The organism is Stenotrophomonas sp. CASM110 (genome assembly GCF_049384345.1).
Taxonomy (GTDB): domain Bacteria; phylum Pseudomonadota; class Gammaproteobacteria; order Xanthomonadales; family Xanthomonadaceae; genus Stenotrophomonas; species Stenotrophomonas muris.
In genome coordinates, this window is sequence record NZ_JBMRGI010000002.1 from 118,992 (window position 1) to 142,988 (window position 23,997).

The window sequence follows — 23,997 nt, forward strand, 5'->3', positions numbered from 1 at the left end:
GGACTCAACGGGACGCGGCCGGCGTGGACGCGGTGGAAAGGGCGGGGTGGCGCTTGCGCCATTGCTTGAGCACGGCGGTGCGCAGCGACAGCAGCAGCAACCAGCACAGGAAGCCGATCGCCAGCCAGCCGCTCAGCGTGAACACGTCATTGAAGCCACGCACGTTGGCTTCGCGGCGCGTGGTCTGCGCCAGCTGCGCGCTGCCCTGCGCACTGCGCAGCACCGGGTCGGTGATTTGCGCAGCGTACAGCTGCTGCTGGATGCGCAGCCGTTGCGCGACCACCGGATCGGCCGGATCGAGCTGGCTGGTCAGCGCGCTGGAATACAGCTGCTCGCGATGCAGCTGGAAGGTCCCCAGCACCGCCGAACCTGCCAGGCCACCCAGGGTCTGCGTGATCGACAGCGTCACCAGGAAGGTGATCATGTGGTCGACGCCCTGTTTCAACGCGGCGGAGATGCCGAGCATGATCAGCGGGCCCATGAACATGCCGGCACCGACCGAGGCCAGGAACTGGCTGGCGTAGAAGTCGTGCGGCCGGTCCAGGCTGGTGCGGTGCTGGTCGAAGAACGCGGCGGCGCCCAGCAGCAGGATCGCCATCAGCAGCTGCGCGATCAGCCGCTTCGGTCCGAAGGTGAGCGAGGCGCCGGCGATGCCGACGATCACCCCGGCCAGGATCACTACGAACAACGGCCGCATCTGGTCAGGCCCCATGCCCAGCGTGCGCATCAGGTTGACCACGCCGTAGGACTGCTCGGTGGTCAGGAAGCGGATCAGGAACGCGCCGACGATGAAGTGCAGCACCGGCAGCTTCGACAGCCAGCGGATCTGCAGCAGCGGATTGCGCCGGTAGTGTTCGATGATGAAGGCGGTGGTGGACAGCACGATCGAGGCGACCAGCGCCCAGCCCAGCCATGGGGTGTTGAGCCACCAGCGCGTGTAGCCCTGCGCCAGTACGATCACCAGCAGCGCGACCGCCGGCGCGAGCAGGGCGAAAGTGAGGAAGTCCAATGGCTCGAACGCCTTTACCTGGATGCCCGGCGGCAGCTTCAGCACCACCACTGCCGCGAACGCGCACAGGGCCAGGCCGGCTTCGAAGGAGTACAGCTGGTGCCATTGGCCGGTATCGACCAGGCCTGGTGAAACGATCCAGGCGATCGGCACCGCCAGCTGCGACAGGCCGACACCGACCACCAGCAGATTGCCGGTGAATCGGCGCGGCAGCGCCTGCAGCATGTACAGCGTGCCCAGCGTCGAACAGGCCGCACCCGCGAAGCCGCTGGCGGCTCGGGTCAGCATCGTGGTCTCGAAGCTGCCGACGAACAGGTGCAGCACCGCCAGCGCCGCATACAGGCCCAGGCCGATCTCGGCGAACAGGCGGATGCCGTACTGCTGGCGGAACTTGAAGGCCAGCAGGTTGGCGGTGACATTCACCATCGCATACGCGGCCACCAGCCAGCTGCCCTGGGTCGGAGTGAGCGCCAGCTGGCCCTGCAGGAACGGCAGGTTGGCGGTGACCAGCGCATTGCCGAGGCCGCCGGTGATCGCCACCAGCAACGATACCAGCGCATAGGCCGCGCGCCGGTACGGCGGGTGCCAGGGCATCGACGCCGAGCCGGGCATGGTCGGCTTCTCATGCTCCTCCCAATCCGGAACCGGCTTCAGATACGGCTGGACCATCAACGGGCCTCGCTGGCAGCTCCCTGGAGACCCCCACGCAGCAGCTGCAGGGCACGCCCGGCCAACTGGGCGCGCTCGTCGCGGGTCTTGCCGCGCAGGGCCGCACCCAGCATGCCCGAGATCAGTGAAATATCCGTCTTTTCCAGGTCGTCACGGCACAGCCCGGCGGCCTTGGCGCGCGCGATCGGTTCCTCCAGCAGGTCGCGCACGGTCTCGCGCGCGGCGCGCATGGACGGCACGTCCGAATCAACCGCACGCCAGTAATCGGCCAGTGCCGGCGAATCGATGATGCGCTGGGCCATGCCCTCGAACACCTCGAACAGGGCGTCATCGCGGTCACCGAGCTGTTCGACCTGGCGCCGGATGCGGTCGACCGTGCGCTGCAGCAGCGCCTGGATCAGCGCGGTGCGGTCGGGGAAGTTGCGGTACAGGGTGGCGCGGCCCACCTGGGCGCGTTCGACCACCAGATCCAGCGGGGCGGTGACGCCATGTTGGCCGAAGACATGATCGGCGGCGTCGAGGATGAGGGCACGGCGGGCAGCAGCATCGGCACGTTGAGCGGTCATGGAATCATTTTCGGACAAAAGTGTCCGATTGGCGAGACTTTGAGTGACGGGATTGTCCGGTTGTTGTCGTACGCACACCTTTGTGACGGATGTGTGATGGCGTGGGACGGAATGAAAACGGGGGCCCGAAGGCCCCCGTGGAATGGGGTGGGGCCAGAGCCCTTTCCTTCGGAAAGGGATCCGACCCCGCCGTGCGCGATCAGAAGAACGCGCGGATCCCGAATGCGACACCACGGCCTGGCAGCGGCGAGTAGTCGCGCAGCAGCGAGGTATGCGGGCGCACTTCGCGGTTGGTCAGGTTGCTGCCATCCAGGAACACCTCGTAGCTGTTGCCCGCGTTGCGATCCCAGCGGTAGGCCAGGTGCGCGTCGACCAGCGTGTAGCCGTCGCTCGGGGCTTCGTTCTGGGCAACGTCCTTCTGGCGGCTGTAACGCACCGCACCGACCGAGGCGCGCCAGCCGTCCTTCGACCAGCGCAGGTCGGCACCCACGCGGGCCGGGGCGATACGCGGCAGGTAGCCGGTGTTGGCCAGCTCCACGCTGTAGTTGTGGTTGTGGTCGCCGTGCGGCACGGCAATGTCGAGGTTGCGGCTGCCGCTGCCATCCAGCTTGGCCTTCACATAGTCACCGAACAGGCGCAGATCCCAGTCACCGGCGCCACCCTCGAACAGGTGCACCAGCGCTTCGGCCTCGGCGCCGCGGAACACCGCGTCCTGCTGGGTCCAGGCGCGGACCGGCAGGCCTTCGGTAACACCGGTGTCGGCGAGGTAGATGAAGTCCTTGAACTTCGTCTGGTAGACCGACGCGGAGAAGTCCAGGCGATCGCTGTGGGTATGGATGCCCAGTTCGACGCGCTGGCCGCGCTCGGTTTTCAGGTTGGCGTCGCCGATCTCCAGCGAGCGGGTGGCGATGTGCGCGCCGGCGGCGTACAGCTCTTCGTTGGTGGGTGCACGCTCTGAGCTGTCCACGCCGATGCGTAGGTCAACGGAATCGTTGAGCTTCCAGATACCGGCGGCAGACAGGTTGGTGGCACCGAACGTGCGGCGACGGTAGTCACCGGTCGGGTCCAGCTTGACCTGGTCGTGGCGGCCACCCAGTTCCAGCTTGAACGGGCCGAACTGCTTTTCCTGCAGCACGAACAGGCCGATGTTCCTGGTGCCGGTATCCGGTACGAACGCCTCTTCGCCCTTGGCGCCGAAATCGCTGTTGCCGAACTGCAGGCCGAACGCGCCGTCCCAGCCGCCGATCTGCTGCTGCACGGCTTCCAGGCGCGCTTCGATACCACGGTTGGTGAAGCGCGTCGACGGCGTGCCGGCCTCCAGCTCCACGTGCTCGTAGTCGGTGTAAGCCACGCGTGCGTTGATGTTCTTCAGGAACGAGACCGGGTTGTAGATGCCGGCCTTGGTCTCGAAGCGGTTCTGCACCATGTCGATGCGCACGTCATGCTCGTCGCCGCCTTCCTCTTCATCGCCGTGGTGGTGACCGTGGTCATGGCCATGGTCATCACCATCGGCATGCACGTGCGCGCCGTTGGGAATGCCGTAGTTGGTGCGATAGGTGCTGGCCGACACACCGAAGTAACCACCGTCGCCCAGCCACGTTGCGCCGACGCCGCCGGCGCGGGTGCGGATCGAACTGTTGTCCAGGCGGCCGCGGCGCGGTTCTTCGCCCTCGGCTGCATCGTGATCATGGTCGTGATCGTGGTCATGGTGGTCTTCAAGGCTGTCGATCACCGCGTAGCCGGGAATGCGGTAATCGTCGCCATTGCGCACCAGGCCATCCACGTGCAGCACGACGTTGCCGCTGACACCATCGAGGCGGAACATGCCGCTGCGCTCATTGTTCACCGAGTTGCCGCGCAGCTCGGCGCGACCGCTGAGCGGGCGCTCCGGCAGTTCGCGCGCGATGCGGCCATCCACCACATTGACCGCACCACCGATGGCGCCGCTGCCGAACAGCAGCGTGGCCGGACCCTTCAGCACTTCGATCTGGTCGGCCAGGAACGGCTCGATGCTGGTGGCATGGTCGGCGCTGACCGTGGAGGCGTCCATGTTGCCCATGCCGTTGGACAGCACGGCAACGCGCGGGCCTTCCTGGCCGCGGATGATCGGGCGGCCGACGCCGGGGCCGAAGAAGGTGCTCTGTACGCCCGGCAGCTTGGCCACGGTATCGCCCAGGGTGCCGGCCTTCTGCTCGTCCAGGCGCTCACCGGCCAGCACGTCCACCGGGCGCGCCAGGGATTCGGCATCGCCCTGCAGCGGCGACGCGGTGACCTGTACCGAGGAGAGTTCGGTCAGGTGGCGGTCACGGTGGGAGGTGTCCTGGCCGGCTGCAAAGGCGACGGACGGCAACAGGGCGGCGAGGGCCAAGGCCAGGGAATGCGGCTTGAGCCGAGGGGTGTGGGCGGGCATGGGCAGGTCCTTTGTTACAATGTATCAATCGCAGGGCGCACGAATCCCGTCGAGGGGACAGGGGGAGGGAAAACCGTGCGGTTCGGAGAGGGATGTTATATTATTCCATAACGATTCGCCGACCCTGCTGGAAGTCATGTCCCTGTCCTCACGCCTGCGCCACCTGCTCGACCGTTTCGGTGCCACTGGTTCGATGCTGTGCGCAGTGCATTGCGCGGTGATCCCCGTGCTGCTGGCGGCGGCGCCGTCGCTGGGCCTGTCGTTCTGGCTGAGCGATGGCGTGGAACAGGCGCTGGTGGTGTTCGTGACCCTGCTCGGGCTGTTCAGCCTGGTCTGGGGCTATCGCCGCCACGGTGCGCTGCGTGCGCTCGGCTTCCTGATCCCCGGCCTGGTCGCGCTGTGGGCCGGCGTGCTGTACGACCCGCTGCACCACAATGCGGTGCCGCATGCGGTGGTGATGACCATCGGCGGCCTGCTGGTGGGCGTTGCCCACCTGGTCAACCTGCGCCTCAACCACGGCCACGTGCACGACGCAAGCTGCGCGCACTAGGCACGCCGTGATAGGATTTCCGATCGTGCGCGGGGGCGCCCAGCAAGGCGGCCCCGCCGAACCCGTGTCAGTACGGGGTAACCAGATTTCACACTTGAGGAGTTGAAGACATGGGTAAGGGTGACCGCAAGACCGCCAAGGGCAAGCGCTACAACGCCAGCTACGGCAACGCCCGTTCGCACACCGCGAGCAAGGTCGCCGTAGGCGCCGCCGCCCCGGTTGCCAAGAAGACCGTGGCCAAGGCTCCGGCGAAGAAGGCCGTGGCGAAGAAGGCCGTCGCCAAGGCCTGATCAGGCCGACCGACCGGTCCAAGGAAAACGCGGCGCCTGGCGCCGCGTTTTTTTATGCGTGTTCCTGCAGGGCCGAGCCCATGTTCGGCTGGCGTAATGCAGCCGAGCATGGGCTCGCTCTACAGGGAATTCAGCGCAGGGTCTGCTTCAGCGTTTCCGGATTGCCATCGTTCGGCGCGGCCGGCACCTGCAGCAGGTGGGCCAGCAGCGGGTAGACGTCGACATTGTCGAAGCCGTCGATCACCAGGCCCTGGCGGAACGACGGGCCGCTGGCCACGAACACCGCACGCATCGACGGCAGGGCATTGTCGTAGCCGTGCGAGCCACGGTCCTGCTTCGCGCGCTTGGCGATCTTCTCGCGGTGCAGCGCATCCCAGCCTTCATCCATCGCACAGACGATGGCCGGAACCCGCGGATGCGTGCCGTAGTGCCAGCGCGCCGGCAGGTTCTCCTTCTTCCAGCACTCGTAGTGCGCATGGCGGCCGAGCAGGGCGCGTTCGGCCTCAGCCTCACGACCGGCCACTGGCGCGAAGCCCACCGACTGGCCCTGGCTGACGTTGCGCGCGATGGACGGGTCGGCCATCGATTCGGTGGCGATCACGTGGCCGTCGGCGACGCCGGCCATGCCGTGGTCGGACACCACGATCACATTGGTGGTGGCGACCAGGCCGCGCTGCTGCAGGCCGTCGAGCACCTGGCCGACGATCAGGTCGGCGCGTGCGATGGCGTCGGCGTACTGCTTCGACCCGGGGCCGTAGTTGTGCCCGGCCTTGTCCACGTGCTCCATGTACAGCGTGGTCAGTCGCGGGGCATCGGCGTCGGTCTGTGCCAGCCAGTCGAGCACGATACCGGCACGCTGCTCCAGCGGTTCCTTGCCGTCGTAGATGCGCCACTGGCTGGGGCGCACACCACGGATTTCCGATTCACTGCCCGGCCACGACGTCGTGGCGGTGCGCACTCCGGCGTTCTCGGCGCCGACCCAGATCGGTTCACCGCCCCACCAGGCACTGGTGGTGACGGCCTCGCGGTTGCTCAGCTCGAAACGGCCCAGCGCTTCATCGTCCATGCTGTTGTTGACGATGCCATGGTGGTCCGGGCGCAGGCCGGTGACGATGGTGTAGTGGTTGGGAAACGTCAGGGAAGGATAGGACGGTGTCATCCAGCGGGCGCGCACGCCGCCGTCGATCATCCGCTGCAGGTTCGGGGTCAGCCCGCGGTCCAGCGCATCGGCGCGCAGGCCGTCGATGGAGATCAGCAGCAGCTTCGGCGGTGCGGCCGATGCGACGGACGTGGGAACGGCGGCGGTAGGGGCAGGCGCAGTGGTGCAGGCAGCCAATGGCAGCAGCAGCGCCAGCGAACAGGTCAGGCGTACGGAAGTCATCCGTGCATGATAAGCCGGTGCAATTACCGGCCCAAGACACGGCGCGCCAGGATCGCCCGGGGTCAGATCCCTTTTCCACGGGAAAAGGGATCTGACCCCGATGTTCAGGCGAACAGCGGGGCCTGGCGTTGTTCCAGCCGCAGCAGCGCGGCCTTGGTTTCCAGGCCACCGCCGAAACCGGTCAGTGCACCGTTGCTGCCGATCACGCGGTGGCAGGGCAGGATGATCGGCAACGGGTTGCGCCCGTTGGCCGCGCCCACCGCGCGGGTCGCGCTGGGCTGTCCCAGGTGTTGCGCCAGTTGCAGGTAGCTCCAGGTCTGGCCGAACGGAATCAGCGCCAGCGCCTGCCACACGCGCAGCTGGAACGGCGTACCACGCGGCGCCAGCACAAGGTCGAAGCTGTTGCGCTCGCCGTGCAGGAACTGCAGCAGCTGCTCGCGTGCTTCCGGCAAGGCATCCGGTGCGTAATGCCAGTCATCACGCCCGCGCGCGGGGTGGCGGTTCTCCGGGAACAGCACGTGTGACAGGCCACGCTCGTCGCCGGCGATGGTCAACACGCCGATCGGGCTGTCGAAACGATCGAACAACAGTGTCATGTCGGTTCTCCAACGAATGTGCCGGACAGGTGCCACAGGTGCAGCACGGCGTAGGCGCGCCAGGGACGCCACGGTTGCGAGCGCGCTTCGGTTGCGCGTTCGCTCAGGCGCTGGCCCTGCGCGTGGCCGAGGACCTGCTGCAGTACAAGATCGCCGGCCGGGAAGGCATCGGGTTGGCCGAGGCCACGCAAAGCGATGTACTGCGCGGTCCATGGGCCGATGCCGGGCAGTGCCACGCAGCGGGCAACAAACTCTTCCAGCGCCTGGCCGGGCCCGAAGTCGAGCTGGCCGCTGGCGCAGGCGGTGGCCAGTGCACGCACGGTCGCGGCGCGGCTGCGCGGCAGGCCGATTGATTCCAGAGGCGCCTCGGCCAATACCTCGGGTGCCGGGAACTGGCGATCAAAGTCGGACGACATGCCCGGCAGGTGCGCGCCATAGGCATCGACCAGCCGCCGCGCGAAGGTGGTGGCGGCGGCAACAGTAACCTGCTGGCCGAGCACGGCGCGCACGCCCACTTCGAAGCCATCCCAGCCGCCGGGCACGCGCAGCCCCGGGCGCTCGGCGATGCCGCGCGCCAGCAAGGGTTCCTCACCCAATGCGGCGTGCACCTGCTGCAGGTCGGCATCCAGATCAAACACGCGACGCACGCGGCGCACGATGTCCGGGATCAGGCGCGGATCCACCGCACCCAGCTGCAGGCGCAGCTCCGGGCGCTTCGGGTCGGCAGTGACGCGCAGCAGGGTGGGGCGCTCCGGCGTGCCCAGCACGCGCTGATAGCTGTCCTCGCCAATCATTTCGATGCCGGGCAGGCTGCGCTTGCGCAGGAACGCCAGCATGCGCGGGAAGTCCAGCGGCGGACGGTAGCCCAGGCGCAGCACCAGGCCGCCATCGTCGGCGGCCAGCGGTTGATGCTGGCGGCGCAGTGCGGTGGGGGCCATGCCGCAGCCCTGCAGGAATGCGGTATTGAAGCGGCGCAGGCTGTTGTATCCGGCGGCCAGTGCGACGTCGGTCACCGCCAGCGTGGTCTCGGTCAGCAGTTGCTTGGCCAGCAGCAGGCGATGGGTGGCGTGGATCTGCCCGGGCGTCGCGCCCAGGCGTTCGACGAACAGGCGCTGCAGCTGGCGCGCGCTGAGGCCGAGCTTCGTAGCAAGATCGGCCACCGGCTGCTCCTGCAGGAAGCCCCCGTGGATCAGGGCCAGGGCGCGCTGTACGGTCTGCCCGGCCAGTGCCTGCTGGGCCTGTGGTGCCAGCTCCGGGCGGCAGCGCAGGCACGGGCGATAGCCGGCGGCCGCGGCGGCCGCGGCCGTCGGGAAGTAGGTGATGTTGCGCGGCTTCGGGGGCGGTGCGGGGCAGACCGGGCGGCAATAGATGCCGGTGCTGCGCACGGCGGTGAAGAACACGCCGTCGAAACGTGCGTCGCGGGCCAGGCGGGCGCGGTCGCAGGCGGCGGTGTCGAGGGCGAGGGCGGTGTCCATGGCGGCAGTCTAGGCGGGTGCGGGCGGGGATACTCGCCACATTCGGACATGGATGCTGAAGGGGGTCACGCCGGGCTGCGCCCGGACCCGCGGTAGTGCCGGCCGCTGGCCGGCAACAGCAACAGCAGAAGCGGGATTCCTGTGGGATGGGCGTGGTGGGTCCGGTGGCAGGGGACGCCGTGAACCCCCAGACCGGCCCAGCCGCTGGCGGCTGTGCGTTCGGGCGCTTGCGAAGCAGTGCTTCGCAAGCAAAGCGCCCTCACCCCTTGGGACTTGGTCGCGGCATCCATGCCGCTCGCACCCCTGCCACCGGACCCACCACGCCTTCGACAGGTTCCTGAGGCCGTTGGTAGGTGCCGACCTTGGTCGACACGCTTTCCCAAGGGTCAGAAGGGGTTCAGTGCCACGCGCTGAATGCGCGGCCTGGACGGGTAGACTGTGGCTCTTGGTCCCATGAATCCCGGTTGCCCGATGTCCGCCAAATTCCGCTGGTTGCCCCTGTTGTGCCTGGCCCTGGCGGGCTGCAGTCAGCTGGAGAATCCGGGCAACGTGACCGCTGCCGACAAGGCAGCGCGGGCGCCGGCCAGTGATGGCGAGAACATGGTTTCGATCAATGCCGCCGACGCGCCACCGGCACCGGCACCACCGCGCAGCCAGGCGGGTCGGCCGTGGCCGCAGGCGCAGCTGGAAAATGGGCGTGCGTGGGTCAGTTGCAGCACGGAATATGCGGGCGATGCCGGCGACGGTGCCGAACTGGAAGGGCTGCGGCGCGAGCAGATCACCCAGGCCCTGGCGCCGTGTGCCGAGCGTGGGCTGATGCGCGTGCGTTACGCCGGCAAGATCAATCCGGGCTTCGCCGAAATGATGTGGCGGTTGGCGGTGGTCGCTGACGAACTGAAGATCCACAAGCGCATCCTCGACCTGGACTCCAGTGGTGGCCAGGTGGAGTCGGCGATCGTGGCCGGTGACAGCATCGGTGAATCGGGCTGGACCATCTGGGTGCGCGAAGGCTCCATCTGCCACAGCGCCTGCGTGTTCGTGCTGGCTGCCGGTGACAACCGCCTGCTGTCGGGCAAGGTCGGCATCCACCGCATGATGCGGATCAGCTCCAAGGCCACCTCGCGCGCCGAGCTCAACCGCGAGCTGCACGAAGTCTACGACAACGTGAAGGATTACCTGCAGCGCAATGGCGTGGCGGTGGGCGTGGCCGATCTGATGATGACCGTGCCCAATCGCAGCCTGCGCCTGCTGACGCCGGATGAGCTGCGCCAGTACGGCCTGGATGGCACCAACGCGGTGCAGGACGATCTGGAACGGATCAAGCAGATGCGCGCCTGCGGCGATGACTTCGTGCAGCGCAAGGACGCGTTCCTGATCGCCTTCGACCAGCAGTGCAAGCGCGACGGCGCCGACATGGAATCGATCAACAGCTGCGGCCAGGCCCTGAAGCAGCGCTTCGGTTTCCCGGATGCGGTATGCCCGGACGAAAGCCCGCTGTCGGAGATCGATGTGGCGACGCTGCCACCGGCACCGTCGGAGCCGCCGCCGGTGGCCGAGCAGCCGCCAGCGAACACCGCCGCGCCCGCCGCGCAAGCTGATGCGGCAGCGGTGGAGGGCAACGCTCCGGCACGCTGACGGCGTAGTCACCGCGCTGGCGTAGACTGCGGTTCTCTCCAGAAAACCGGCGGTGTCCATGAAGCGCGCGTTCCTGCTGCTGTCCCTGCTGCCCCTGACCGTGTTGGCGCAGGCCCCTGCGCCGGCCACGCCTGCGCCGGCCCCGGCACGCCCGGCACCAGCCTCGCCGGCAGCTGCGAAGCCCGCTACCGCCGGTTCCCCTGCGTTGACCGCTGCTCAACAGGCGCAGGTGCAGAAACAGGACGCGGAAATGGGCGCCGCCGCAGTGAAGGCAGCGCAGCTGGTCGACGCCAACCGCGCCGGCGAATTGTGGGATGGCGCTTCGGCCGTCGCGCGTCGTGCGGTGCCGAAGGCCGCTTTCGTCAGCCAGTTGGCCGCCGAGCGCACGCGCCTGGGTGCGCTGGCCGGGCGTGGCCAGCCGACCATCACCCGGGTCAAGTACAGCGCCGGTGCAGCAGTGCCGGAAGGGCTGTACATCAACGTCAGCTTCCCGACCCGTTTCGCCAACAGCGCACAGCCGGTGCGCGAGCTGGTCTCGTTCCGTTTCGACGAGGACCAGGTGTGGCGCCTGGCCGGTTACAGCCTGCGCGCGTCGGCACCCTGAGGAGGTGAATGATGGCAACTGAACTGACGATGCTGGCCTGGTCGGTACTGCTGGGCTTCGTGTACATCTTCGCCACCTCCACGGTGGTCACCCGCGAGCGCGGGATGAAGTGGAATGCTTCGGCACGCGATGGCGATGCAAAGCCGCTCAGCCCGCTGGCCGGGCGCCTGCAGCGTGCGCAGGCCAATTTCCTGGAGACGTTTCCGTTCTTCGCCGCCGCCGCCATCGCAGTGGTCGTGGCCGGTCGCGGCAACGACACCACTGCACTGGCGGCGCAGGCCTACTTCTGGGCGCGTGTGGTCTATCTGCCCCTGTACGCCGCAGGCGTGCCCTACGTGCGCAGCCTGGTGTGGCTGGTGTCGCTGCTATCGATCCTGGCGCTGGTGTTCGCACTTCTGTAAGTCGGCCTGATCCAGATCAAGGCCGCTCAGGCGCGCGGCGCTATGCTGGCGCGGACTGGATCAACGGCAGGAGGCGCGCATGCGCAGGATGGACGTGGTGGTGGTCGGCGCCGGACCGGCAGGTCTGTGCTTCGCGCGCGCGCTGGCCGGCAGCGGGCTGCAGGTCGGGCTGGTCGAAGTGCAGCCGCGCCAGGCGCTGGCCGAGGCCGCCTTTGATGGCCGTGAGATCGCGTTGACCCATGCCTCGCGGCAGAGCATGGAGCAGCTGGGGCTGTGGCAGCGCCTGCCGCACGCTGAAATTGCTGATCTGCGCGATGCCAGGGTGATGAACGGCGGCTCGCCGTTCGCGCTGACCTTCGCCAGCAGCCAGGTCGACGGCCAGCCGCTGGGCTGGCTGGTACCCAACCATCTGATCCGTCGCGCCGCGTGGGATGCCGTGCAGGGCCAGGACGGCCTGGAGCTGCTCGACGGGCGCAAGGTGCTGGGCGTGCAGGCCGATGCGCAGGGCCACGTGGTCAAACTCGATGACGGCAGCCAACTGCATGCGCGGCTGCTGGTGGCCGCTGACAGCCGCTTCTCCGCCACCCGCCGCATGCTCGGCATCGGTGCGCAGATGCGCGACTTCGGCAAGTCGATGCTGGTGTGCCGCATGCAGGTCGAGCGCGACCATCACCACACCGCCTGGGAGTGGTTCGGCTACGGCCGCACGATGGCGCTGCTGCCGCTCAACGAGGGCCAGGCATCGGCGGTGATCACGCTGCCGCCGCGGCAGATCGAGGCGCTGCTGGCGATGGACGAGGTAGCCTTCGGTGAGGCCATCAGTGCCTGCTTCGAACACCGCCTGGGCCGGATGCAGCCGGTGGCCACGCCGCAGGCGTATCCGCTGGTGGGTGTGTACGCGGATCGCTTCGTCGGCGAGCGTTCTGCGCTGATCGGTGATGCCGCGGTGGGCATGCATCCGGTCACCGCGCATGGCTTCAACCTGGGCCTGGCCAGCGCACAGCGGTTGGCGCAGGGCATCGTCGCGCAGCAGCGCCGTGGTGCCGACATTGCCGCCGCCGGCATGCTGGCCAGTTACCAGCGTGGTCATCGGCTGGCGTCGCGGCCGCTGTACGAGGCCACCAATGCGATCGCCAGCCTGTACACCGACGACCGTCGCCCGGCGCGCCTGCTGCGTGCGGCCGGCCTGCGCCTGGCGCAGGGCGTGGCACCGTTCAGGCAGCTGATTGCCTCGCACCTGACCCAGCGCGTGGCCTGAACAGCTTCAGATCAGCCTGCAGCCAGCACCCGGATCTGGCTGTCGGCGAATTCGACCACCTGGCCTGCGCGGATCTTGCAGGCCTTGCGCAGTTCCACTTCGCCGTCGACCCGTACCTGGCCCTCGCTGATGACCATCTTGGCCTCGCCGCCACTGGTGACCAGATCGGCCAGCTTGAGCAGCTGCTTGAGTTCGACGTAGTCACCGTCGAGGTCGAATTCGAGAATCTGCATGGAGCGGGGTTCCTGGGAAGAGGGCGCAGGCCAGCGGCCGGGCCGGGAAGAGGGCGCGTATTGTGCGCCAGCACGGGCCCGACGGCATCTGTGAGGAAAGCTGTATGCCTCGTTCAGCATCAATGCGGTATCATTCCGCTCTGAGCGAGTGAAATCTCCTCCGACCGAGCAGCGCCAGGGCACGCGATAAGAAGGGCGCCCAAAGCGCGGACCATCACCTTTTTTATCGCACTGCCAGGAAGACGGCAGTGCCTTCGGAGTTCCCCATGTCCCAAGATTCCCAAGCGCCGCTGCAGTTTGCGCAGCTCGGCCTGTCCGAGCCCGTGATGCAGGCCGTCACCGCCATCGGCTACGAAACCCCGTCGCCGATCCAGGCCGCCACCATCCCGGCGATGCTGGAAGGCCGCGACGTGCTGGGCCAGGCCCAGACCGGTACCGGCAAGACCGCTGCCTTTGCACTGCCGGTACTGTCCAACATCGACCTGCAGCAGATCAAGCCCCAGGCCCTGATCCTGGCGCCGACCCGCGAGCTGGCCATCCAGGTTGCCGAGGCGTTCCAGTCCTATTCGTCGAAGATCCCCGGCTTCCGCGTGCTGCCGGTGTACGGCGGCCAGCCCTACGGCCAGCAGCTGTCGGCCCTGCGCCGCGGCGTGCATATCGTGGTCGGTACCCCCGGCCGCGTGATCGATCACCTGGACCGCAGCACCCTGGACCTGTCCGAGCTGAAGACGCTGGTGCTGGACGAAGCCGATGAAATGCTGCGCATGGGCTTCATCGACGACGTCGAAGCGGTGCTGAAGAAGCTGCCGGAGCAGCGCCAGGTGGCCCTGTTCTCGGCCACCATGCCGCCGCAGATCCGCCGCATCGCGCAGACCTACCTGCAGGACCCGGTGGAAGTGACCATCGCGGCCAAGACCACTACGTCGGCCAACATCCGCCAGCGTTACTGGTGGGTGAGCGGCATGCACAAGCTGGACGCGCTGACCCGCATCCTGGAAGTCGAGCCGTTCGACGCGATGATCATCTTCGCGCGGACCAAGGCCGGCACCGAAGAACTGGCCAGCAAGCTGCAGGCGCGTGGCCTGGCCGCTGCCGCCATCAACGGTGACATGCAGCAGGCCCAGCGTGAGCGGACCATCGCCATGCTGAAGGAAGGCAAGCTGGACATCCTGGTCGCCACCGACGTGGCCGCGCGCGGCCTGGACGTGGAGCGCATCAGCCACGTGCTGAACTACGACATCCCGTACGACACCGAAAGCTACGTGCACCGCATCGGCCGTACCGGTCGTGCCGGCCGCAGCGGCGAGGCGATCCTGTTCGCCACCCCGCGCGAGAAGGGCATGCTGCGCCAGATCGAGCGCGCCACCCGCCAGCCGATCGAAGAGATGCAGCTGCCGAGCGTGGAAGCGGTCAACGACACCCGCATCAACAAGTTCACCTCGCGCATCAGCGAAACCCTCGGCGCCGGTGGCCTGGACTTCTACCGCCAGCTGCTGGAGCGCTTCGAGAACGAGCAGAACGTGCCGGCCATCGAGATCGCTGCCGCGCTGGCCAAGCTGCTGCAGGGCGATACCCCGTTCCTGCTGCAGCCGCCGGTGCGTGCCCCGCGCGAAGAGCGCGCACCGCGCGAGCGCTTCGACCGTGGTGACCGCCCGGAACGTGGTGATCGCTTCGACCGCAACGAACGGGGTCCGCGCTTCGAGCGTGGCCCGCGCCGTGACGACGCCGAAGGTGGTTTTGAACAGCGTCCGCGCCGTGAGGTTCCGCCGCGTGGTGCACCGGAGCAGGGCATGGAGACCTACCGTATTTCGGTCGGTCACCAGCATGGCGTGAAGCCGGCCAACATCGTCGGCGCCATTGCCAACGAAGCCGGCCTGGAAAGCCGCTTCATCGGCCGCATCGACATCCACGACGACTTCTCGCTGCTGGACCTGCCGGCACAGATGCCGCCGGACGTGCTGTCGCACCTGCAGAAGGTCTGGGTGTCCGGCCAGCAGCTGCAGATGCGTGCGCTGGCTCCGGGTGAAGACACCAACCCGGCCCCGCGCCCGTTCAAGCCGCGCTTCGACAAGCGTGGCCCGGGCGGTGCGGGTGGCCCGCGTCGTGGCGGCCCGGGCGGCCAGGGTGGCGACCGCGGCGGTGACCGCGACAGTCGCCCGCCGCGTCGTGACGGCTTCAAGCCGCGCGGCCCGCGCAGCTTCTAAGCCGCACCCGCAGCCGTCCACACCACCGCCAGCCCCCGGGCTGGCGGACAGAAAAAGGGGACGGAGGGGATTAAGTCGTATCTGGCTGGTCATGCGCCTGTGCCAAGAACGACTTAATCCCCTCCGTCCCCTTTTTCGCATGGCCCACACATTGCCGGTCCTAGGCTGAGCCGGTTCCTAAGGAGGTTGTCACCGCAGCACATTCAGGGGGATCCGGGATGGGTAGGAGTGGCACGGACCAACACAGCCGGCGGGTGCCGATGACCCGGGGGCTGGGACTGCGATTTGCGCTGTTGACCGGCATGGCGATCGGACTGGTCGCACTGTCCGCCCTGATCCAGGAACTGCAGGCGGCCTCTACTGCCTGGATCGCCGGCCAGGGCTACTGGTCGCGTGGCCAGCAGGATGCCACCGCCGCACTCAGTCGCTACCTGGCGCGTGGCGATGCCGAGGACCTGGACGACGCACGCCAGGCCCTGCAGGTGCCGTTGGGCGATCTGCAGGCGCGACTGGCGCTGGAACAGGCCGAACCGGACGAGGAGAAGGCCAGGCAGGGCTTCCTGCAGGGCGGCAATGCGCGTGCCGACATCCCACGCCTGGTGTTCTCGTTCCGCTACGCGCGCGACATCGGTGCATTCCGCGAAGCGAGCGCGTTGTGGCGGCAGACCGATGGCGACCTGATGGCGCTGCAGCGACTGATCGATGAACTGCAGCTGCGGCACGACGGCAACCTGGTGCCCGTTGCCGCACGCGACCGCTACCTGCAGCAGCTGCGTGACCTGGACCAGCGGATGAAGGTGCAGAGCCAGGCGTTCTCGCAGGCGCTGCTGCGGATGGCGACGCTGGTGAGGCTGGCCACGTTGATGGTGGCGGGCCTGTCGGTGCTGGCGATCAGCCTGATGGCGGTCGCCCTGGCGCGCCGCGTCGGCAAGGACCTGACCGAACACGAGAGCCGTTTCCGCGCGGCGTTCTACCAGGCCAACGTCGGCATGCTCAAGCTCGATGCCGAAGGCAAGGTGATCGAGGCCAACCAGGCGATGGCCGATATCCTCGACCATCGTCGTGACATGCTGCTGCAGCTGTCGCTGGGCGACCTGCTGATGGACGGCGAGCTGGTCATCGATGGGGTGGGCCGCATCGATTGGGACCGCCAGCTGCGCCCGAGCGAACTGCGCTTCCGCCGTCGCGATGGCAGCCTTGTCTGGGGCCGCTGGAGCGGCACCGGCGTGCGCAGCACCGGCGGTGGCCTGTCGGTGTTCGCCATCATCGAAGACGTCAGCCAGAACCATGCACTGGCGCGCGAGATCGAGCACCACGCCAGCCACGACCCGCTGACCGGCCTGATCAATCGCCGCGAGATCGAACGGCTGCTGGAACGCGCGCTGCTGCAGGTGCGCAGCGAAGGTGGCACGCACGCGCTGTGCTACATCAACCTGGACCATTTCAAGCTGGTCAACGACAGCTTCGGTCACGCCGCCGGCGACCAGATGCTGCGCAGCTTCGCCGACTACCTGGTGGCGGCGGTGCGCGATGGTGACTGGGTGGGCCGGCTGGGCGCGGACGAGTTCGCCGTGTTCCTGGCCCATGCCGGGCAGGACGAGGCCAAGCGCGTGCTGCAGCGGGTAATCCGCAACCTGGGGCAGGCGACGTTCCCGGTCAGCGAAGGCAGCCCGCAGCTGAGCTGCAGCATCGGCGTGGTCGAGGTCAGCGCCGATGCGCCGGATGTGAACTGGCTGATGAGCGCCGCCGACAGCGCGTGCTATGCGGCCAAGCAGGCCGGCCGCAACCGCGTGCACTGCTTCAACGAGAACCGCATGGCGCTGGAGGAACGGCGCCAGGAAGCCGAGCGGCTGCAGGGCGTCAGCCTGGCCATGGCCGAAAACCGCATGGTGTTGTATGCGCAGCGCATCGCCCGCGTCGGCGATCCCTCCTACCTGCACTACGAGGTACTGGTGCGCATGCGTAGCAGCGATGGCAGCCTGCACCTGCCGGGCCAGTTCATGCCGGCGGTGGAGCGCTATGGCATGGCCGTGGCGCTGGACCGGCACGTGCTTGGCCTGCTGTTCCGGCACCTGCAGGTGTGCCCGGCACACGTGCGGCAGCTGGGCCTGTGCAATGTCAACGTTTCGGCGCAGTCGATCGCCGAGCCCGGCTTCCTCGCCTTCGTCTGCGACCTGCTGGAGCGCAACCGCGCGCTGGCCTCCAAGCTGTGCTTCGAGATCACCGAGACCGCTGCGATCAGCAACCTCAGCCAGGCGCGTGCCTTCATCGATGCAGTGAAGGCGCGTGGCTGCCGGATGGCGCTGGACGATTTCGGTTCCGGGCTGTCCTCGTTCGGCTACCTGCGCCAGCTGCCGGCCGACATCCTGAAAATCGACGGGGCCTTCGTGCGCGACATGGATATCGATCCGGTCAGCCATGCCACCGTGCGCGCGATCAGTGAACTGGGGCGCGAGCTGCAGATGGAGGTGGTGGCCGAATGGGTGGAGACTGCCGACGTCGCCGCCGCGCTGACCCGGCTTGGGGTGCAGGGCCTGCAGGGTTATGCGGTCGAGCGGCCGCAACCGCTGGAGCGGATGACCCTGGCCGACCTGCGGCCGGTGCGCCTGGTGGCGGTGAAAGGTCCGCCCGCCGCTGGCTGAACGCCCGTCGGCGACTTTGGTCTACACGTGGGCTGCAGCCGCGGCTGCGATAATGCCCGGCAGGGGCGACGCGCAGTGGGCGCGGGCGTAAGCAGGAACAGGACGTGGCGTGGGCGGCAGGCAGGGGCAGTACGGAACGGGAGCGGTGCTGGTCGTGCTGCTGGTGTGGTTGGCAATGCCGTGGCCGCTGTCGGCGGCCGTAGCCGAAGCCGGGCGTGACTACCTGCTGGTCGGTGCGGCGACCGATGAACCCACCCCGCATCGCGCATGCACGCCGGAGATGCTGGCGGGGCCACGGCAACAGGTGCAGGTGTCCGCGCCAGCGGGCGGCTGGTCGGGCCAGCCGCAGGCACTGGACGTGTTCAATGTGTTCGCGGGCGAAGTCCGCGTGCAGCATGGGGATCGCGAAATCTGCGGCAACATGCACGATGCCCGTACCCGTGATTCCCGGTTCCGCGCAGGCATCGGCCTGGTCGCGGTGCCGCCGGCGGGCAGCCATGAACCGTTCCTGGTGTCATGGCAGACGCCGCTGAAGGCGCGCTGGGTACCGACCCTGCGGCTGGGCGCGCCCAGTCCCGTGCAGCAGAACGATACCGCCCGCCTGCTGGTGCGCGCGGCCTGCATCGCCGTGGCAATCGCACTGGCGTTGTCGGCCCTGATGGCCTTCCTTACCACCCGCGACCGCAGTTTCCTGGTCTACATCGCCGGTACCACCGTGCTGGTGCTGTGGCAGGCCATTCTCGGCGGGCTGAGCGGCTACCCCGAGCCATGGCTGCCGGTGGGTGAGCGCAGCGCGTGGTGGCTGCTGTCGTTGACCGCTGCATCCCAGGCGCTGGTGCTGCCCGCGTTGTGGCGACTGAACGGCGGCGACCGCCTGCTGCCGCGATCGCGCCCGGTGCAGTTGCTGGCGCTGTGGGGATTGCTGGCGCTGGCCGCGTGTGCGCCCTGGCTGCAGCGGGACAGCCTGGCCTGGGTGGCGCAGGGCCTGCAGGTGTCCTACCTGCTGGGCTGCGGCCTGGCATTGATGGCCGGGGTGTGGGCATGGCTGCGCGGCGACCGCTGGGCGCAGGCGGGGTTGGCGGCGCTGGCACCGATGCTGGTGTTGATCCTGGCCGACGCCTGCCGCGCTGCGTGGTTGCTGGAGTACCGCGTGGAGGCACTGCAACTGTCGGTGACCTGGCTGCTGATGATGGCTGCCTATGCGCTGAACCAGCGGCTGGGCCGCCTGCGCCAGCAGCGCGATGAACTTCGCCAGCTGGCCGAGACCGATGGCCTGACCGGTCTGCCCAACCGCCGTGCCGGGCTGCAGCAGCTGGCACGGCATCTGGAACGGGTTGATCGCGAGCGCGGCCCGCTGGTGATCGGTTTCCTGGATATCGACCTGTTCAAGGACATCAATGACCGCCATGGCCACGCCGTGGGTGACCAGGTACTGGTGGCGGTGGCACGTGCATTGCGTGCCGCGGTCCGCAGCCAGGACCAGGTGGTGCGGATGGGCGGCGAAGAGTTCCTGCTGCTGATGCCGGGCATGCCGCGCGAGGCGGCATCGGCGCGCCTGGATCGCCTGCGCCAGCACCTCACCGAGGCGGCCCGGGCGCTGCAGGTGCCCGGTCTGGAGGTCACCGCCAGCATCGGCCTGGCGCAGTGGCGGCCGGGCGAGGACGATCTCGCCGCGCTGCTGCGCCGGGCCGACCACGCCATGTACGTGGCCAAGCGTGCCGGCCGCAACCGGGTATTCGACGGCGAAGAACTCGATCCGCCGCCTCCGGCATGAAGCGCAGCGGGCGGGGATGCCGGATAATAGGGCGATGACCACCCGACTCAACAAACATATCGCCGACACCGGCTTCTGCTCCCGCCGCGAGGCCGATCGCCTGATCGCCGCCCGCCGGGTCACCGTCAACGGCCATCCGGCCGGCACCGGCGCGGTGGTGGGCGAGGAAGACCAGGTGCTGGTCGACGGCCAGCCGCTGCGCGCGCGCGTGGCCCGCAAGCCCGGTGCCCGCCGCCATGTCTACATCGCGCTGAACAAGCCGGTCGGCGTCACCTGCACGACCGAGACCTCGGTCAAGGGCAACATCGTCGACTTCGTCGGCCATGAACAGCGCATCTTCCCGATCGGCCGCCTGGACAAGGAGTCCGAAGGCCTGATCCTGATGACCAGCAACGGCGACATCGTCAATCAGATCCTGCGCGCCGAGAATGGCCACCAGAAGGAGTACCTGGTGGCGGTGAACAAGCCGGTCACCGACGAGTTCCTGCGTGGCATGGCCCGTGGCGTTCGCATCCACGACCAGATGACGCTGCCGTGCAAGACCTCGCGCATCGCCAAGTTCGGTTTCCGCATCACCCTGCAGCAGGGCCTGAACCGACAGATCCGCCTGATGGCGGCCGAGTTCGGCTATCGGGTGACCCAGTTGCGTCGCGTGCGCATCGACAACATCAAGATCGGTGCGCTGAAGCCGGGCCAGTGGCGCAACCTGACCGAGCAGGAGCTGCAGGGCCTGCTGCCGAGGCAGCTGGACTGGTAAACGGCTTCTGTAGAGCCGAGCCCATGCTCGGCTGCTCTTTTGTCCGGGTGCAGCCGAGCATGGGCTCGGCTCTACATCAGCTAGACTTCGCGGTGACCTGCCGGAACGTGACGCTGCATGATCAAGCCCGACAAGCCTGCCAATGAAGCCCTTCGGCTTGAGGCGCTGTACCGCTACCGTATCCTCGATTCGGAGCGTGAAAAATCCTTCGACGACCTGGTGGTGATCGCCAAGGCGGTCTGCGGCACCTCGATGGCGGCGGTGACCCTGATCGACGTCGAGCGGCAATGGTTCAAGTCGATCCAAGGCATCGATGCGGCAGAAAACCTGCGCAGCGAATCGATGTGCGGCCACGCGATCCTGCAACCGCAGCAGGTCATGGTGGTCGAGGACGCGCTGCAGGACATCCGCTTCCACGACAATCCGGTGGTGGTGGGCGATCCGCACATCCGCTTCTATGCGGGCGCGCCGCTGATCAGCTCCGATGGCCTGCCGCTGGGCACGCTGTGCGTATTCGATGCGCAGCCACAGCACCTGGCCAGCGACAAGGCTGAAGCGCTGGCGGCGCTGTCGCGGCAGGTGATGCTGGTGATGGAACTGCGCCGCTTCGCGCTCGACATCCAGAAACACATGCTGGAGCGCGATGACTACGAGCGACTGCTGTCTGAGTACCAGGACGTACTGCTCGCGCAGAATGCCGACCTGGCCGAACAGAGCCGCACCGACGCGTTGACCGGCCTGCCGAACCGCCGTGCGATGGCGGCAGCGCTGGAAGAGGCGGTGGCGGTGAACGGAGACCAGCCCGGGGTGGCCTGCGTCGCGCTGCTGGACATCGACCATTTCAAGCACATCAATGATTTCCAGGGCCACGCCACCGGTGACCGCGTGCTGGCCGAACTGGGCGTGCTGCTGCGTTCGCATTTCGCCGGTCGCGGCATGGCCGCGCGCTATGGCGGCGAGGAATTCGTGGCGGTGATGCCGGCTACCGACCTGCGCACCGCCGAACTGCAGTGCGAGTTCCTGCGCCTGGCCGTGGCTGAACTACCGCTGGGATTCCCGGTCACGATCAGTATTGGAGTGGCCCAGCACCAGCCCGGTGAAAGCGTGGATGACACGCTGGCACGTGCCGACAAGGCGCTGTACCGGGCCAAGGGCAATGGCCGCAACCGGGTGGAAGTGGCCGGCTGAAGCATCTGCCGCCCGCGCGGTAAACGGATGCCGCTCCAGTAGATCAACGCGACGCGTGGATGCTGTCACCGATTCACATCGCGTCGCAGCTCCTGCGATCAGAACCGGGCAGCATGACCCCCTGGTTCCCCGGACGCCGACCATGCTGCAGACCCTGGCCATCGCCCACTATCGTTCGCTGCACGGGCTCGTACTGCCGTTGCAGCAGTTGAATGTGGTGACCGGTGACAACGGCAGTGGCAAGTCCAGCCTGTACCGTGCCCTGCGCCTGCTGGCCGAGACCGCGCAGGGCGGCGTCGCGGCGGTGCTGGCCCGCGAAGGCGGGCTGGGCTCGGCGCTGTGGGCGGGTCCGGAAAAGATGGACCGTCGGGTTGCTGCCGGCGAAATCCCCCTGCAGGGCGGCCCACGCCAGGAATCGGTGGGATTGAAGCTGGGCTTCGCCACTGACGAATTCGGCTACGCCATCGATCTGGGCTACCCGCCGCCCAGTCGATCGGCCTTCGCACTGGACCCGCAGATCAAGGCCGAGGCGATCTGGGCCGGCCCGTTCCTGCGCGGCGCCAACCTGCTGGTCGATCGTCGCGGGGCGATGGTGCGGCAGCGCCATGCGCGCGGCTGGGATCTCGTGGATGACCGGTTGTCGCTGTTCGACAGCCTGTTCACCCAGGTCGGCGATCCGCAGCGCCTGCCGGAAACCATCGCCCTGCGCGAGTACATCCGGCGTTGGCGCTTCTACGATCATTTCCGCAGTGATGCCGATGCCCCGGCGCGGCAACCGGCGATGGCCACGCGCACGCCGGTGCTGCATCACGACGGCCGGGATCTGGCGGCGGCCTGGGTCACCATCCTCGAGATCGGTGACCCGGTGGCGTTGGCACGCAGCGTCGACGATGCGTTCCCGGGCGCCACGGTCGGCTTCGAGGAGCTGGATGGACGCTTGGCGCTGCGTTTCCACCAGCCTGGGCTGCTGCGGCCCTTGTCGATGGCCGAACTGTCCGACGGCACGCTGCGCTTCCTGCTGCTGGCCGCTGCGCTGCACACGCCGCGTCCACCGCCGCTGCTGGTGCTCAACGAGCCGGAGACCAGCCTGCATCCGGACCTGCTGCCGGCGCTGGCGCGGCTGATCATCGCAGCCAGTGCGCGCAGCCAGGTATGGGTGGTGTCGCACGCCAGCCGGCTGATCGCGGCGCTGGAACAGGCGCCAGGGTGCCATTCGCTGCACCTGTCCAAGGAACAGGGCCGCACGCTGTTGAGCGGGCAGGGCCTGCTGGATGCACCTGCATGGCACTGGCCGCAGCGTTGATACGGGCATCCACGTCATGCGTGGATGCACTCAATCGGCGATGTTGCGCGCCTCGGCCGTGCCAAGAATCTCCGGATGCTGCACCGGCTTGCGGCGGTTCAGCAGCGGATGCAGGAACACGGCGCCTACGATGATCGCCACGCCGAGGTAGAACCACGGGGTGACTTCGTGCTGCTCGCGCAGCAGCACCACCGCCAGCACCACCGCATAGACCGGCTCCAGGTTGGTCACCAGCTGCACCGTGTAGGCGCTCAGGTGGCGCAGTGCGACCAGGGCCAGGGCAAACGGCAGCAGCGTGCAGAACCCGGCCAGCACCAGCAGCAGGATGCCGTCGTGCAGGTCCGGGACCACCCACAACGGGCTGGCCAGCGCAGGCAGCAGATAGGGCATCAGCGGCGCCAGCAGGGTCAGGGTGAGGGTGCCCGCACCCAGCTCCAGCGCGGTGACCGTGAGCGGATCGGCGTGGCTGACCATGCGCTTGTTGAGCGAGCCGAACACTGCCACCAGCAGCGCCGAGATCGCGCCGATCAGCACACCCAGGCGCATGCCGTCGGGCACGCCACCGACCACCAGCGCGACACCCGGCAGCACCGCCAGGCCGAACGCCAGTTCACGCAGCTGGAATGGCCGCTTGGCCACCCACGGTTCGATGATCGAGGTGAACACCGGCGCCAGCGCGATGCAGGTGGCGGCCACCGACGCATTGGCCAGCTTTACCGCGCCGTAGAACGTCAGCCAGTGCAGGGCGACCAGGGCGCCGATGCCGGCATAACCGGCCACCAGCCGCACTGGCAGCGTACGCAGTCCACGCCAGACCCGCGGCAGCAGCGCCAGCATCGCCGTCACCAGCAGCATGCGCCACCACACCAGCGGCAGTGCGGGCAGGGTGATCAGCTTGCCGAGGATGGCGGTGACGCCCCACAGCAGGACACAGAAGTGAATCTGCCACAACGCTTTGCGGGTGTCGGGTGTGCTCATCCGCCTATTGTGCGGCAATCGCACGGCCGCCGGCGATGCCTGTGGCATGCTCGCGGAAACTCCCCAGGGGAACC

20 protein-coding genes are annotated in these 23,997 nt (G+C 68.0%); 12 read left to right on the top strand and 8 right to left on the bottom strand.

Annotated elements, in window-relative coordinates:
* Nucleotides 1–4: 4 nt before the first annotated feature.
* The 3 genes from VG561_RS01920 to VG561_RS01930 all read right to left on the bottom strand — a co-directional run bounded on the left by VG561_RS01920 (nucleotide 5) and on the right by VG561_RS01930 (nucleotide 4,654).
* On the bottom strand, nucleotides 5–1,678 hold the full coding sequence (locus tag VG561_RS01920; protein ID WP_032956775.1) for an MFS transporter: 1,674 nt from the start codon (nucleotides 1,676–1,678) through the stop codon (nucleotides 5–7).
* Nucleotides 1,678–2,244, bottom strand: a complete 567-nt coding sequence (locus VG561_RS01925) for a TetR/AcrR family transcriptional regulator (RefSeq protein WP_014646454.1) — start codon at nucleotides 2,242–2,244, stop codon at nucleotides 1,678–1,680. The genes VG561_RS01920 and VG561_RS01925 overlap by 1 nt, the downstream gene beginning before the upstream one ends.
* Before the next feature lie 199 nt (nucleotides 2,245–2,443).
* Nucleotides 2,444–4,654, bottom strand: coding sequence for a TonB-dependent receptor (locus tag VG561_RS01930; RefSeq protein WP_423179326.1), 2,211 nt, complete (start codon nucleotides 4,652–4,654; stop codon nucleotides 2,444–2,446).
* Between the two features lie 136 nt (nucleotides 4,655–4,790).
* Here VG561_RS01930 and VG561_RS01935 point away from each other — a divergent pair, with 136 nt between their 5' ends.
* Together VG561_RS01935 and VG561_RS01940 are read left to right on the top strand one after the other, a co-directional pair.
* Nucleotides 4,791–5,204 (top strand): MerC domain-containing protein, encoded by a 414-nt coding sequence (locus VG561_RS01935; RefSeq protein WP_008264835.1) that lies wholly within the window; start codon nucleotides 4,791–4,793, stop codon nucleotides 5,202–5,204.
* A 110-nt stretch (nucleotides 5,205–5,314) separates the two neighbouring features.
* A complete protein-coding gene (locus VG561_RS01940; protein WP_004150462.1) occupies nucleotides 5,315–5,494 on the top strand; it encodes a 30S ribosomal protein THX in 180 nt (59 codons plus the stop codon).
* Nucleotides 5,495–5,624: 130 nt separating this feature from the next.
* Here VG561_RS01940 and VG561_RS01945 read toward each other — a convergent pair whose 3' ends face one another.
* From VG561_RS01945 to VG561_RS01955, 3 genes are all read right to left on the bottom strand, one after another.
* A complete protein-coding gene (locus VG561_RS01945) occupies nucleotides 5,625–6,875 on the bottom strand; it encodes an ectonucleotide pyrophosphatase/phosphodiesterase (RefSeq protein WP_423179327.1) in 1,251 nt (416 codons plus the stop codon).
* A 104-nt stretch (nucleotides 6,876–6,979) separates the two neighbouring features.
* A complete protein-coding gene (locus tag VG561_RS01950) occupies nucleotides 6,980–7,471 on the bottom strand; it encodes a methylated-DNA--[protein]-cysteine S-methyltransferase (protein ID WP_005408696.1) in 492 nt (163 codons plus the stop codon).
* Complete coding sequence (locus VG561_RS01955; protein ID WP_423179328.1) at nucleotides 7,468–8,946, bottom strand: DNA-3-methyladenine glycosylase 2 family protein; 1,479 nt, start codon at nucleotides 8,944–8,946, stop codon at nucleotides 7,468–7,470. The genes VG561_RS01950 and VG561_RS01955 overlap by 4 nt, the downstream gene beginning before the upstream one ends.
* A gap of 471 nt (nucleotides 8,947–9,417) precedes the next feature.
* Between VG561_RS01955 and VG561_RS01960 the strand changes: the two genes are divergently transcribed.
* The 4 genes from VG561_RS01960 to ubiM all read left to right on the top strand — a co-directional run bounded on the left by VG561_RS01960 (nucleotide 9,418) and on the right by ubiM (nucleotide 12,844).
* On the top strand, nucleotides 9,418–10,581 hold the full coding sequence (locus VG561_RS01960) for a hypothetical protein (protein ID WP_423179329.1): 1,164 nt from the start codon (nucleotides 9,418–9,420) through the stop codon (nucleotides 10,579–10,581).
* A 58-nt stretch (nucleotides 10,582–10,639) separates the two neighbouring features.
* Complete coding sequence (locus VG561_RS01965; protein ID WP_069117380.1) at nucleotides 10,640–11,185, top strand: DUF4019 domain-containing protein; 546 nt, start codon at nucleotides 10,640–10,642, stop codon at nucleotides 11,183–11,185.
* Nucleotides 11,186–11,196: 11 nt separating this feature from the next.
* Nucleotides 11,197–11,586: an MAPEG family protein gene (locus VG561_RS01970; protein ID WP_046429692.1), complete on the top strand. Its 390-nt coding sequence runs from the start codon at nucleotides 11,197–11,199 to the stop codon at nucleotides 11,584–11,586.
* 79 nt (nucleotides 11,587–11,665) lie between these two features.
* Nucleotides 11,666–12,844 (top strand): 5-demethoxyubiquinol-8 5-hydroxylase UbiM, encoded by a 1,179-nt coding sequence (gene ubiM, locus VG561_RS01975; RefSeq protein ID WP_423179330.1) that lies wholly within the window; start codon nucleotides 11,666–11,668, stop codon nucleotides 12,842–12,844.
* An 11-nt stretch (nucleotides 12,845–12,855) separates the two neighbouring features.
* Here ubiM and VG561_RS01980 read toward each other — a convergent pair whose 3' ends face one another.
* Entirely contained in the window at nucleotides 12,856–13,077 is a 222-nt protein-coding gene (locus tag VG561_RS01980) for an RNA-binding S4 domain-containing protein (protein ID WP_014036469.1), read from the bottom strand.
* Nucleotides 13,078–13,343: 266 nt separating this feature from the next.
* Here VG561_RS01980 and VG561_RS01985 point away from each other — a divergent pair, with 266 nt between their 5' ends.
* The 6 genes from VG561_RS01985 to VG561_RS02010 all read left to right on the top strand — a co-directional run bounded on the left by VG561_RS01985 (nucleotide 13,344) and on the right by VG561_RS02010 (nucleotide 22,945).
* Nucleotides 13,344–15,281 (top strand): DEAD/DEAH box helicase, encoded by a 1,938-nt coding sequence (locus tag VG561_RS01985; RefSeq protein ID WP_262093257.1) that lies wholly within the window; start codon nucleotides 13,344–13,346, stop codon nucleotides 15,279–15,281.
* A gap of 218 nt (nucleotides 15,282–15,499) precedes the next feature.
* A complete protein-coding gene (locus VG561_RS01990; protein WP_423179331.1) occupies nucleotides 15,500–17,923 on the top strand; it encodes a putative bifunctional diguanylate cyclase/phosphodiesterase in 2,424 nt (807 codons plus the stop codon).
* A 109-nt stretch (nucleotides 17,924–18,032) separates the two neighbouring features.
* Entirely contained in the window at nucleotides 18,033–19,697 is a 1,665-nt protein-coding gene (locus VG561_RS01995; RefSeq protein WP_423179332.1) for a diguanylate cyclase, read from the top strand.
* Nucleotides 19,698–19,731: 34 nt separating this feature from the next.
* On the top strand, nucleotides 19,732–20,454 hold the full coding sequence (locus VG561_RS02000; protein ID WP_014646467.1) for a pseudouridine synthase: 723 nt from the start codon (nucleotides 19,732–19,734) through the stop codon (nucleotides 20,452–20,454).
* 117 nt (nucleotides 20,455–20,571) lie between these two features.
* Nucleotides 20,572–21,642 carry a sensor domain-containing diguanylate cyclase gene (locus tag VG561_RS02005; RefSeq protein WP_180835050.1) on the top strand — a complete coding sequence of 357 codons (1,071 nt, stop codon included), beginning with the start codon at nucleotides 20,572–20,574 and terminating at the stop codon, nucleotides 21,640–21,642.
* Between the two features lie 142 nt (nucleotides 21,643–21,784).
* A complete protein-coding gene (locus VG561_RS02010; RefSeq protein WP_423179333.1) occupies nucleotides 21,785–22,945 on the top strand; it encodes an AAA family ATPase in 1,161 nt (386 codons plus the stop codon).
* Between the two features lie 30 nt (nucleotides 22,946–22,975).
* On the opposite strand, the gene VG561_RS02015 is transcribed toward VG561_RS02010, so the two are convergent.
* A complete protein-coding gene (locus tag VG561_RS02015; RefSeq protein ID WP_014646470.1) occupies nucleotides 22,976–23,923 on the bottom strand; it encodes a DMT family transporter in 948 nt (315 codons plus the stop codon).
* Between the last annotated feature and the right edge of the window lie 74 nt (nucleotides 23,924–23,997).

What these genes read in the sequence shown, in the direction of transcription:
- VG561_RS02010 (WP_423179333.1), top strand. Translation starts at nt 21,785, where the DNA reads ATGCTGCAGACCCTGGCCATCGCCCACTATCGTTCGCTGCACGGGCTC.
- VG561_RS01985 (WP_262093257.1), top strand. Translation starts at nt 13,344, where the DNA reads ATGTCCCAAGATTCCCAAGCGCCGCTGCAGTTTGCGCAGCTCGGCCTG.
- VG561_RS01950 (WP_005408696.1), bottom strand. Translation starts at nt 7,471, where the DNA reads ATGACACTGTTGTTCGATCGTTTCGACAGCCCGATCGGCGTGTTGACC.
- VG561_RS01945 (WP_423179327.1), bottom strand. Translation starts at nt 6,875, where the DNA reads ATGACTTCCGTACGCCTGACCTGTTCGCTGGCGCTGCTGCTGCCATTG.
- VG561_RS01990 (WP_423179331.1), top strand. Translation starts at nt 15,500, where the DNA reads ATGGGTAGGAGTGGCACGGACCAACACAGCCGGCGGGTGCCGATGACC.
- VG561_RS01940 (WP_004150462.1), top strand. Translation starts at nt 5,315, where the DNA reads ATGGGTAAGGGTGACCGCAAGACCGCCAAGGGCAAGCGCTACAACGCC.
- VG561_RS01920 (WP_032956775.1), bottom strand. Translation starts at nt 1,678, where the DNA reads ATGGTCCAGCCGTATCTGAAGCCGGTTCCGGATTGGGAGGAGCATGAG.
- VG561_RS01925 (WP_014646454.1), bottom strand. Translation starts at nt 2,244, where the DNA reads ATGACCGCTCAACGTGCCGATGCTGCTGCCCGCCGTGCCCTCATCCTC.
- VG561_RS01960 (WP_423179329.1), top strand. Translation starts at nt 9,418, where the DNA reads ATGTCCGCCAAATTCCGCTGGTTGCCCCTGTTGTGCCTGGCCCTGGCG.
- VG561_RS01980 (WP_014036469.1), bottom strand. Translation starts at nt 13,077, where the DNA reads ATGCAGATTCTCGAATTCGACCTCGACGGTGACTACGTCGAACTCAAG.
- VG561_RS01930 (WP_423179326.1), bottom strand. Translation starts at nt 4,654, where the DNA reads ATGCCCGCCCACACCCCTCGGCTCAAGCCGCATTCCCTGGCCTTGGCC.
- VG561_RS02000 (WP_014646467.1), top strand. Translation starts at nt 19,732, where the DNA reads ATGACCACCCGACTCAACAAACATATCGCCGACACCGGCTTCTGCTCC.
- VG561_RS02015 (WP_014646470.1), bottom strand. Translation starts at nt 23,923, where the DNA reads ATGAGCACACCCGACACCCGCAAAGCGTTGTGGCAGATTCACTTCTGT.
- VG561_RS01935 (WP_008264835.1), top strand. Translation starts at nt 4,791, where the DNA reads ATGTCCCTGTCCTCACGCCTGCGCCACCTGCTCGACCGTTTCGGTGCC.
- VG561_RS02005 (WP_180835050.1), top strand. Translation starts at nt 20,572, where the DNA reads ATGATCAAGCCCGACAAGCCTGCCAATGAAGCCCTTCGGCTTGAGGCG.
- ubiM (WP_423179330.1), top strand. Translation starts at nt 11,666, where the DNA reads ATGCGCAGGATGGACGTGGTGGTGGTCGGCGCCGGACCGGCAGGTCTG.
- VG561_RS01970 (WP_046429692.1), top strand. Translation starts at nt 11,197, where the DNA reads ATGGCAACTGAACTGACGATGCTGGCCTGGTCGGTACTGCTGGGCTTC.
- VG561_RS01965 (WP_069117380.1), top strand. Translation starts at nt 10,640, where the DNA reads ATGAAGCGCGCGTTCCTGCTGCTGTCCCTGCTGCCCCTGACCGTGTTG.
- VG561_RS01955 (WP_423179328.1), bottom strand. Translation starts at nt 8,946, where the DNA reads ATGGACACCGCCCTCGCCCTCGACACCGCCGCCTGCGACCGCGCCCGC.